At 68.8% G+C, this 10,391-nt stretch carries 11 protein-coding genes; 3 read left to right on the plus strand and 8 right to left on the minus strand.

Going from position 1 to position 10,391, the window contains the following annotated elements:
• Positions 1–176: 176 nt before the first annotated feature.
• The 3 genes from ptsN to rirA all read right to left on the minus strand — a co-directional run bounded on the left by ptsN (position 177) and on the right by rirA (position 1,936).
• Positions 177–644: a PTS IIA-like nitrogen regulatory protein PtsN gene (gene ptsN, locus VGD93_RS03580; RefSeq protein ID WP_395009260.1), complete on the minus strand. Its 468-nt coding sequence runs from the start codon at positions 642–644 to the stop codon at positions 177–179.
• A gap of 45 nt (positions 645–689) precedes the next feature.
• Positions 690–1,262, minus strand: a complete 573-nt coding sequence (locus VGD93_RS03585; protein ID WP_395009262.1) for a ribosome hibernation promotion factor — start codon at positions 1,260–1,262, stop codon at positions 690–692.
• Between the two features lie 212 nt (positions 1,263–1,474).
• The gene (gene rirA, locus VGD93_RS03590) at positions 1,475–1,936 is read right to left on the minus strand and encodes an iron-responsive transcriptional regulator RirA (protein WP_395009264.1); all 462 of its coding nucleotides are present in this window, start codon (positions 1,934–1,936) and stop codon (positions 1,475–1,477) included.
• A gap of 232 nt (positions 1,937–2,168) precedes the next feature.
• Between rirA and VGD93_RS03595 the strand changes: the two genes are divergently transcribed.
• Positions 2,169–2,711 (plus strand): DUF924 family protein, encoded by a 543-nt coding sequence (locus VGD93_RS03595; RefSeq protein ID WP_395009266.1) that lies wholly within the window; start codon positions 2,169–2,171, stop codon positions 2,709–2,711.
• On the plus strand, positions 2,711–3,340 hold the full coding sequence (locus VGD93_RS03600) for a LysE family translocator (RefSeq protein ID WP_395009268.1): 630 nt from the start codon (positions 2,711–2,713) through the stop codon (positions 3,338–3,340). Before VGD93_RS03595 ends, VGD93_RS03600 begins: the two co-directional genes overlap by 1 nt.
• On the opposite strand, the gene VGD93_RS03605 is transcribed toward VGD93_RS03600, so the two are convergent.
• Complete coding sequence (locus VGD93_RS03605; RefSeq protein WP_395009270.1) at positions 3,330–4,241, minus strand: sugar kinase; 912 nt, start codon at positions 4,239–4,241, stop codon at positions 3,330–3,332. The two genes, VGD93_RS03600 and VGD93_RS03605, sit on opposite strands and share 11 nt — an antisense overlap.
• Before the next feature lie 133 nt (positions 4,242–4,374).
• Between VGD93_RS03605 and VGD93_RS03610 the strand changes: the two genes are divergently transcribed.
• Entirely contained in the window at positions 4,375–5,856 is a 1,482-nt protein-coding gene (locus VGD93_RS03610; protein WP_395009272.1) for a mannitol dehydrogenase family protein, read from the plus strand.
• A gap of 31 nt (positions 5,857–5,887) precedes the next feature.
• On the opposite strand, the gene VGD93_RS03615 is transcribed toward VGD93_RS03610, so the two are convergent.
• The 4 genes from VGD93_RS03615 to VGD93_RS03630 form a co-directional block, all read right to left on the minus strand.
• Complete coding sequence (locus VGD93_RS03615; protein ID WP_395009274.1) at positions 5,888–7,045, minus strand: iron-containing alcohol dehydrogenase; 1,158 nt, start codon at positions 7,043–7,045, stop codon at positions 5,888–5,890.
• 5 nt (positions 7,046–7,050) lie between these two features.
• Positions 7,051–8,433, minus strand: a complete 1,383-nt coding sequence (locus tag VGD93_RS03620; protein WP_395009276.1) for an aldehyde dehydrogenase family protein — start codon at positions 8,431–8,433, stop codon at positions 7,051–7,053.
• A gap of 34 nt (positions 8,434–8,467) precedes the next feature.
• Complete coding sequence (locus VGD93_RS03625) at positions 8,468–9,829, minus strand: glutamine synthetase family protein (protein WP_395009278.1); 1,362 nt, start codon at positions 9,827–9,829, stop codon at positions 8,468–8,470.
• A gap of 72 nt (positions 9,830–9,901) precedes the next feature.
• Positions 9,902–10,391 (minus strand): amino acid permease (locus tag VGD93_RS03630; protein ID WP_395009280.1); only part of this gene is annotated, 490 nt, incomplete at its 5' end.

The following is a 10,391-nucleotide window of genomic DNA, read 5'->3' on the forward strand; positions in this document are numbered from 1 at the left end:
GCCGCTACAACCCGCTCCCGAAGATCATTGGAAAGAGGTCTCATCAGATGCTGGCCTCCTCACCAGTCAGCATCTTGAATCACAAACACCCCAAAACCGGAATCCCCTGCGATTCAAAAAAGAGCCGAACCGCTCTAGCCCGGCCGATCCCCGGGCAGCGCCCGGGGGCAGCCGGCTCAGGCGGCCTGGTGGGCCTTGAGCGGCTGGGTCAGCACGGCGTAGAGCTGGCGCGGATCGAAGGTCGAGCGCAACTGCTCCACGATCGACTCCGTCCTGAGAATGCGGGCAACCCTCGCCAGCGCCTTGAGGTGATCGGCACCGGCGCCCAGCGGCGCCAGCAGCATCATCACCAGATCGACGGGCTGATCGTCCACCGCGTCGAAATCGACCGGCTGGTCGAGACGGGCGAACACCGCCGTCACGCCACTCAGCCCGCTGAACTTGCCGTGCGGAATGGCGATGCCGTTGCCCAGGCCGGTGGAGCCCAGCGCCTCGCGGTCGCTCAGCGCCTCGAATACGGCCTGCGCATCCCGGCCGGTGAGTTCGGCCGCTTGCTGCGCAAGTCTCTCAAGCACTTCGCGTTTGGTCGTCAAACCCGTGCAAACAATCACGGACTCCTCGCTGAGGATGTCTGTCAGTTCCATAAAAGAACCCTTGTCAAATTCAGGTGAAGCTTGCAGCGGGGTGCCCTAGTTCGCGCGGAGCGCGGGATCGATCCAGCCAATATTGCCGTCGGCGCGGCGGTAGACCACATTTAGTCCGCCATGTCCAGCATGGCGGAAGAGCACCACGTCCGCGACGGCGAGATCAAGTTCCATCACCGCTTCTCCAACGCTCATTTCTCTAAGGCCCGAAGCCGGCTCGGCGACCACGGGCGGGGCGGAGCCGGCCATCGGCTCGTCGTCGTCCTCGGGCAGCGCAGCCAGCCCGGCGCGAGACGCCGGCAGCGTGTCGCCCGGCGCCGGCCGCCGCCGCTGCTTGAGCCGGCTGTTGTAGCGCCGCAGCCGCTTCTCGATGGTTGCGGCCATCATCTCGTAGGCGGAGAGCGCATCGCCGCCATGGGCCGTCGACAGCAGCACGGCGCCGGAATCGAGGTGCAGCGTGCATTGCGCGGAAAACCCGGACCCCTCCGGCGCCATGGTCAGGCGGCCCTCATAGGCGCCGTCGAAGTACTTCCTGACGACGGTGTCGAAATGCCCGGTCGCCTTGGCGCGCAGGGCGTCGCCGACGTCCATGTTCTTGCCTGAGACACGCAGCGGCATGGTTCCTCCCTCCTGACCCACGGGGCTGGACCGCCCACATTGCTCACGTGGGCATCCCACTGGCGGGAGTCTAGCCCGGGGCATGCCGGGGAGCAATGCGGCCCCCACCGGCGGGGGAAAACCCGGCGGGCAGCACGGGCGAAACCGCCGCCGCGCGGGCACCCTGCTGCACCCCGGACAACTTGCCGCAGCGGGTGGAACGGCAGCGGCCGCTACGCCGGCAGCGCCGCCTCGAGGTCCTCGAGCCCGAGGCCGAGTCGGGCGCGCAGCGAACGCCGCTTCGCGGCGAGGTCGGCGATGGTATGGCTGTCGAGCACGGTGAAGAAGGCGTCGAGCGCCTCGCGCAGCGCCGCGTTGACGTCGCAATTGTCGACGAGCGGGCAATTGACCTCGTCCTCGAAGCATTCCGCCATGGCGAAATTCTCCTCGGTGAGCCGGATGACGTCGAGCAGCGTGATCTCGCTGGCCGGCCGCCCCAGCCTGATCCCGCCATGGCGGCCGCGCACGGTCTCGATGAGGCCGGCATCGACCAGCGGCTTGATCAGCTTGAACAGGAACAGCTCCGAAATGCCATGGGCACGCGCGATGTCGGCCACCCGGCTGAGGACCGGCGCATTGACGGCGCAGTAGATCAGCGCGCGGACCGCATAGTTGGATTGACGGGTGAGTCGCATGTCGGCATCCTGGCGTCGGCAAGCAGAACACGAGCCATTTCAATGGCTCGCGCCTGCAGATGGGCCGCTAGGGTATCGTCATTCCAGACTCAGTCAAGTTAAGCTGACGGCGCTTCTCAGGATTGCTGCGGGCACCCCTGCCGACGGCAGGCATCGCCCCGGGGCCCCTTGCCCCGCGGCGCGAACCCGGGCTTTATCCGGTGACCCGCCACCCGCAGCCGGAGCCCAGATCATGCCGACCCCGGACGACATCCTCAGCTTCTGGTTCGACGAGCACGGGCCGCAGGACTGGTTCGGCGGCGCGGCCGCCTTCGACGCCCTGCTGGCCGAGCGTTTCGGCGCGGTCCATCCGCTGATCGCCGCCGGCGAAGCCTGGGCCTGGCGCACCTCGCCCGGCGGGCGGCTGGCCGAGATCATCGTCCTCGACCAGTTCTCGCGCCAGCTGTACCGCGGCTCGGCCCGGGCCTTCGCGACCGACGGCATGGCCCTGGTGCTGGCGCAGGAGGCGGTGGCCGGCGGCCACGACCTGGAGCTCGAGCCGGTACGGCGCAAGTTCCTCTACATGCCCTACATGCACTCGGAATCGCTACACATCCATGAGGAGGCGCTGCGCCTGTTCACGGCGCTGGGCGACGAGGACACGCTGGGCTACGAGCGCGCCCATGTCGAAGTGCTCGAGCGTTTCGGCCGCTACCCGCGCCGCAATGCCGCACTCGGCCGCCAGTCGACGCCCGCTGAACTCGACTACATCGCTTCCGGGAGCGGGATGTTCTGATGGTGGGCGTCGTTGCGCTGGTGTCCATCCTCGGGGCGCTGCTGGTCGGAGCCATCAGCCCGGGCCCGAGCTTCGTCTTCGTTGTCCGCACCGCGGTGGCACAGTCGCGCCGCGAGGGGCTCGCGGCAGCGTTCGGCATGGGGGTGGGGGCGTGCCTGTTCGGCGTCCTCGCCGTGGTCGGCCTCAGGACGCTGATGGCGGATGGCGGCTGGCTCTACCAGCTGCTGCAGGTCGCCGGCGGGCTCTACTTGGTCTACCTGGCCTGGCGCATCTGGCGCGGGGCCAGCGCCCCGGTGGCGGTGCAGCACCAAGCGGCCCGCGCCGCCGACGCCGGCCGGGCGTTCTGGCTCGCGCTCGGCACGCAATTGTCCAACCCCAAGATCATTGCCGTCTTCGGTGCGGTGTTCGCCGCGTTGCTGCCGGCGAATCCGCCGGCCTGGCTCTATGTCGCGCTGCCGCCGCTGATCTTCGTGCAGGAGACGGCCTGGTACGCGCTGGTCGCCCTGGCCTTTTCGGCGCAGCGGCCGCGCAGCGCCTATCTCGGCGCCAAGCTGTGGCTCGACCGCGGCGCCGCGGTGGTCATCGGCGGGCTCGGCCTGCGGCTCATCTACGAGGCGGTCAGGCCGTGAGCAGGTGCGGTTCGACCAGCGCCCCCTTGTGGCCGATGACGATGCCGGCCACGCGATGGGCGGCCCGGGCGGCCGCGACCGGGTCGACCGCGGCGGCACGCGCCGCCAGATAGGCGCCGTTGAACGAGTCGCCGGCCCCGGTGGCGTCGACCACGGCGGCCGCGCGCGTGGCGGGGACGAAGGCACGCTGCTCCCTCGTCGCCACCAGCGCCGGCTCGGCGCCGTTCTTGACCACCACTTCCTCGACCCCGAGGGCGAGATAGCGCTCGGCCGTGGCTTCGGGATCGGCGTCGCCGAACACCGGCGCCTCGTCGGCATGCGTGGGCAGCACCACGTCGGCGACCGTCGCCGCCGCGGTCAGCGAGGAGGCCATCACCTGGGCCGAGGTCCACAGCGCCGGGCGCACATTGGGGTCGAACACCACCCGCGCCCCGGCGTTGCGGGCCCTCACGATCGCCTGCAGCAACTGGCCGCGGGCCCGCGGCGCCAGGATCGCCACCGAAATGCCCGAGAAGAAGACGATGTCGGCGCCGGCCAGCGCCGCGCGCAGCACGGCCGGGTCGTCGGCCATCGCCCGCGCGGCCGCCTGGCCGCGCCAGTAGGTGAAGTGGCGGTCGCCCGCGTGCTGGTGGATGAGATAGAGTCCGGGGCGGCGGCCGGGGATCTGCTGGATATGGCCGGTACCGATGCCGTGCTCGGTGAAGAACCGGCGCATCTGGGCCGAATAGAGGTCGTCGCCGAGCGCCGTCACGTAGTCCACCTGCCAGGCGGCATCGAGGAGCGCCCGCGCATACCAGGCGGTATTGAGCGTGTCGCCGGCAAAGCCCATCCGGTACAGCCGGTCATCGCCGCCCGCCATCTCGATCATGCATTCGCCGACGCTCACGAACCGCTTGGCCACTGCTTCGCCCCCACTCACCGACCGCAGGTTTATGCCGGGCTTGAGCGAAGCTGGCAACGCCCGCCGACACTGGTATGGCAGTGCGCGTTGGGCTCGGCTATGGTCGCCGCGCCGCAACGAGAAAGGACCGCGCATGCCTCGCCTGACCGCCGATGCCCTGCGACTGGCCGCCGGCGGGGGGGCGGCCGGGCCGCTCCGCCGCTTCGCCTATGATCGGGCGGCCGTTACGCCAGGCATCGTCCATCTCGGCATCGGGGCCTTCCATCGCGCCCACATGGCCGTCTATGTCGACGCCATCCTCGCCCGGGACCCGGGCTGGGGGATCATCGGCGCGTCGCTGCGCCGTCCAGATACCCGCGACGCCCTCAAGCCGCAGGATTGCCTCTATACCGTCGTCGAACGCGATGCCTCGGGCACGGCCTGCCGCGTCGTCGGCGCCATCCTCGACGTCCTCGACGCCACCACGCAGCGCCGGCAGCTGCTTGACGTCATGGCGGAGCCCCGCATCCGCATCGTCTCGCTGACGGTCACCGAAAAGGGCTATTGCCACGACCCCTCGACCGGCGAGCTGGATGCCCATCACCCCGACATCGTCCACGACCTGGCCCATCCGGACGCGCCGGTGAGCGCTCCGGGCCTCATCGTCGCGGCGCTGGCGCGGCGCCGGGCCGCCGGCATCCCGCCGTTCACCGTGATGAGCTGCGACAATCTGCCGGCCAACGGCCGCACCACCGCCCGTATCGTCACCCGCTTCGCGGCGTTGCGCGATCCCGCCCTCGGGCGCTACGTCGCCGAGGCCGTTGCCTTTCCCTCGACCATGGTGGACCGCATCGTGCCCGCCACCACCGAGGCCGACCGCCGGCTGGTGGCCGGGCTCACCGGCCTCGACGACGCCTGGCCGATCGTGACCGAACCCTTCACCCAGTGGGTGATCGAAGACCGCTTCCCGGCCGGCCGCCCGGCCTTCGAGAGCGTCGGCGCACAGCTGGTCGAGGACGTCGAGCCGTTCGAACTCATGAAATTGCGGATGCTCAACGGCTCCCACTCGACGATGGCCTATCTCGGCTATCTCGGCGGCTGCCAATACGTAGCCGAAGCCGTCGCCGATCCGCGCATCCGCGGCCTCATCTACAAGCTCATGACCGAGGAGGTGATGCCGACGCTGCCGATGCCGCGGGCCGACCTCGAGGCCTATCGCGACCGCCTGCTCGCGCGCTTCGCCAACCCGGCCCTGCAGCACCGCACCTGGCAGATCGCCATGGACGGCAGCCAGAAGCTGCCGCAGCGGCTGCTTGGCACCATCCGCGACCGGCTGGCCGCAGGCCAGGGCAGCGAACGGCTGGCGCTCGGGGTCGCGGCCTGGATGCGCTATGTCACCGGCATCGACGAGGCCGGCGCGCCGATCGAGGTCAAGGACCCGCTGGCGGCGCGGCTGCGGGACATCGCCGACGCCGCCGGCCGCGACGCGGCGGCGCTGGCGGACGGCCTGCTCGGCGTCGTCGAGATCTTCGGCACCGACCTGCCGGCGGACACGGCGTTCCGCCGGGCGGTGGTCGGCCAGCTCGACTCGTTGTTCAGGATCGGCGCCCTCGCCACGGCGGCGCGGCTCGCATAGACGCCCGCCGCCGCGCTGTGCAGCGAGGCTGCTAGACCCGCCCCTCCGTGGCCCGGTCGAAGATGTCGAGCGCCAGGTCTTTGGTCAGCTTGACCGGATTGCCGCCGGCGGTGGGATCGACGATGGCCATCTCGGCGATCTGGTCGCGTTTTTCGGCCGTGACCTTGAACTCGGGCAGGGTGTGCGGCACCCCCAGCTTCTCCCTGAGCGCGAGGATGGCGTGCTGGAAGCCCTCGAAGGTCGCCGGCAGGTCGCAATAGGCGGCCAGCCGGGCAATGCGGGCCTCGATGGCGTCGCGGTTGACCGCCAGCACATAGGGCATGAACACGGCGTTGGTCATGCCGTGATGCGTGTCGTACAGCGCCCCCACCGGGTGCGACAGCGAATGGATGGCGCCCAGCCCCTTCTGGAAGGCGGTGGCGCCCATGGCGGCGGCGCTCATCATGTGGCCGCGGGCCTCGAGATCGTTGGGATCCGCCACGACCCTGGGCAGGTTGTCGAGCGCCAGCCGGATGCCCTCGACGGCGATGCCGTCGGCGAGCGGATGGTAACCCGGCGCGCAATAGGCCTCGAGGCAGTGCGCCAGGGCGTCGAAGCCGGTACCGACGGTGATGAAGCGCGGCATGCCGACGGTGAGTTCTGGATCGGCGATCACCACCTTGGGCATCATCAGCGGGTGGAAGATCACCTTCTTGGTGTGCGTCGCCTCGTCGGTGATGACACCAGCGCGGCCCACTTCCGAGCCGGTGCCGGCGGTCGTCGGCACGGCGACGATGGGGAAGATGCCCTTGGGGTCGGCGCGCGTCCACCAGTCGCCGATATCCTCGAAATCCCACATCGGCCGGGTCTGGCCGGCCATGAAGGCGATGACCTTGCCGGTGTCGAGGCCAGAGCCGCCGCCGAAGGCGATGACGCCGTCGTGCCCGCCCTTGCGCAGCACCTCGATGCCGGCATTGACATTGGCGGCGATCGGGTTGGGCTTGACGTCGGCAAACACGCCGGCCGGCACCCCGGCGGCCTCGAGCAGGGCGAGCACACGCTGCGTCACCGGCAGGTTGACGAGGCCGGCGTCGGTCACCAGCAGCGGCTTCGAAATCCCGGCCGTCTTGAGCGCGTCGGGCAATTCGGCGATGCGGCCGGCGCCGAAGCGCACCGCGGTGGGGTAGTTCCAGTTGGCCTTGGTCGTCATGGCGCTCAGATCTCTTTGAGGTGGATGGATTTGGGCTGGGTCAGGTTGGCGTAGCCGATCTCGCCCAGCGAACCGCCCTTGCCGGTGTCCTTGACGCCGGTCCACACCAGGCCCGGATCGACATAGTCGCAGCGGTTGGCAAAGACGGTGCCGGTCTCGATGCGCGGCGCCAGCCGGGCCGCTTCATCGAGGTCGCGGGTCCAGATCGAGGCAGTCAGCCCATAGGGACTGTCGTTCATCAGCGTCACCGCCTCCTCGTCGTCGGCGACCTTCATGATGCCGACCACCGGGCCGAAGCTCTCCTCGCGCATGACGCTCATCTGGTGATTGACGCCGGTGAGGATTTCCGGGGCGAGGTAAGGCGAGCCCGGCTCGTCGCGCTCGTGCCGGGCCTTGAGGTGGGCCGTGGCGCCCTTGCGCAACGCCTCGGCGGTCTGTTCGCGCACGAGATCGGCGAAACGGCCCTGCGCCATGGGCCCGACCATGGTGTCGGGATCGAGCGGATTGCCCAGCTGCCAGCCGCGCGCGGCCGCGACGAAGCCGTCGGTGAACCGGTCATAGACGTCGGCATGCACGTAGATGCGCTCGATGCCGCAGCACGACTGCCCCGAATTGTAGAAGCTGCCGTCGACCAGGTTCTCGACGGCGTTGTCGATGTCGGCATCGGGCCGCACATAGGCGGGATCCTTGCCGCCGAGCTCGAGCCCGAGCGTGGCGAAGGTGCCCGCCGCCGCCTTCTCGATGCGGCGCCCGCCTTCGACCGAGCCGGTAAAGCTGATGTGGTCGATCTCGCCCGAGCCGATGAGCTTTTCGGTGTCGGCGTGGCTCAGCACCAGGTTCTGGAACAGCCCGTCGGGCAGCGATGCCCGCCTTGCCGCCTCGGCGAAGCGCTCACCCACCAGCAGCGTCTGGCTGGCGTGCTTGAGGAGCACCGAGTTGCCCGCCATCAGCGCCGGCAGGATGATGTTGTTGGCGGTCATGTAGGGGTAGTTCCACGGCGCGATGACCATCACCGTACCCACCGGCTCATGCGCGACCCAGCGCCGGAACCCGGGCTTGTCGGTCTTGACGCTCGGCGCCAGCGCCTGCTCGGCGAGGGCGATCATGTGGCGGCCGCGCTCCTCGAGGCCGCGCCTCTCGCCGCCGAAGCGGACGGGGCGGCCCATCTGCCAGGCGAGTTCGGGCACGATCTCGTCGTTCATGGCCAGCAGCGCGTCGAGGAAGGCCTCGACATAGCCGGCGCGTTCCTTGATCGTGAGCCGGCTCCAGCCGGCGCGCGCGTGCCTGGAACGGGCGACGGCCGCCTCGATTTCGGCACCGGTCGCCACCTGGCGTTCGGCGTAGATGCGCCCGTCGATGGGCGAGATGATCTTGACCGTGTCGGTCATGGCTTCACCTTGAGAATGTGTGTGTTGGCGGTGTTTACGACCGTTCGAAGCCGCGCTTCAACTCCCAGTCGGTGATGCGCCGGTCATATTCGAACTGCTCCCACTCGGCCGTGTGCACGTAGTGGCTCACCACCTGCTCGCCCATGGCCTCCTTGAGCATTTTCGAGCGGCGCAGCGCCGCGATGGCGTCGCGCAGCGTCTTGGGCACCTCGCGCAGCTTCTTGCCCACATAGGCGTCGCCCGAGAAGGCAGGTTCGAGCTCGAGCTTGTCCTCGATGCCCTTGAGGCCCGCCGCCAGCAATCCGGCGAAGGCGAGATAGGGGTTGAGGTCGGCGCCGCCGATGCGGCACTCGATGCGCACGCCCTTGGTGCCCGCGCCGCACAGCCGGAAGCCGGCGGTACGGTTGTCGGCGCTCCAGATCGCCTTGGTCGGCGCGAAGGTGCCGACCTGGAAGCGCTTGTAGGAATTGATGTAGGGGGCGAGGAAATAGGTGACGTCGTGGGCATAGGTCAGCAGCCCGGCGACGTAGTGCTTCATCATTGTCGACATGCCCAGTTCGCCCTTGGGGTCGAAGAAGACGTTGCTGCCCTTCTTCGCCAGCGACATGTGGACGTGGCTCGAGGAGCCCGCCAGCCCGAAATCCCACTTGGCCATGAAGGTCACGGCCTTGTCCTGCAGATAGGCGATTTCCTTGATGGCGTTCTTCATCACCACGTGCCGGTCGGCCATGGTCAGGGCGTCGGCGTACTTGACGTTGATCTCCTCCTGGCCCGGACCCCATTCTCCCTTGGAATTTTCCACCGGGATGCCCGAGGCCTGCAGCTGCTTGCGCACGGCGCGCATCACGCCCTCTTCCTTGGTCGTCTGGAAGATGTTGTAGTCCTCGATGTAGTAGCCGGCGGTCAGAAGGTTCCTGTAGCCCTTGTCCCAGGCCGACCGGAAGCCCTCGTCGAACAGGTAGAACTCGAGTTCGGAGGCGAAGTTGGCGGTGAGCCCCAGCTTCTCGAGGCGAGCAAGCTGCGCCTTGAGGATGGCGCGCGGCGAATGCGGCACCGGCTCGTGGTGGTGGTCGACGACGTCGGCAAGCACGAGCGCGGTGCCCTCGAGCCAGGTCGTCTTCATCAGCGTGCCGAGGTCGGGCTTCATGACGAAATCGCCGTAGCCGCGGCCCCAGTTGGCCGCCTCGTAGCCGGGGACCGGCTCCATGTCGATGTCGTCGGCGAGCAGATAGTCGCAGCCGTGCGTCTCCTCCATGGCCCCGGCGAGGAAAAATTCGGCCTGGAAGCGCTTGCCGATCAGCCGCCCCTGCATGTCGGGAAAGGCGACCAGCACGGTATCGATGGCGCCTTTGGCCACGTCGGCCTTGAGAGCGTCGAGTGAGTAGGCGGCAGGCATGACGAGTCTCCCCAGACTACGGTGTTGTTGTGGGTCGCGGCGCGAGCCGCCGACCGGACAGGTTCATGACGACTAGCGGATCGTGTGTTCCATGGCGAACTGCTCCTCGGGCGAGAGGATGAGCTTGTGGCGCCCATAAAGGGCGAAATAGGCGGCAAGGACGGCGAACCAGACGGCGACGCCGACGATGCCCTGGCGGTAGACCGGGTCGGCCAGCTGCAGGCCGAGGGTGACGAGGGCGATGATGATGGTGACGACGGCGCCGGCGACGCCGAACGGGCTGACATAGGGTCGTTCGATGTCGGGGTGGTTGCGCCGCAGCAGGATGAAGCTCAGCCCCTGGGCGATGTAGCTCAGCATGGCGCCGAACACCGCCATGTTGAGCAGCGTGCCGCCGATGACGGCGCCACCGGCGGCCGCGCCGAGCCAGAACCACAGCACCAGCATGACGGCGAGGCCGAGGGTGGCGCCGCCGAGCATGGCGACACAGGGCGTCTTGTGCGTACCGTGCGTCAGCGACAGGATGGTCGGAAAATAGCCGGCCCGGCTCAGCGAGAAGATC

This window comes from Devosia sp. (genome assembly GCF_036406155.1).
GTDB lineage: Bacteria > Pseudomonadota > Alphaproteobacteria > Rhizobiales > Devosiaceae > Devosia_A.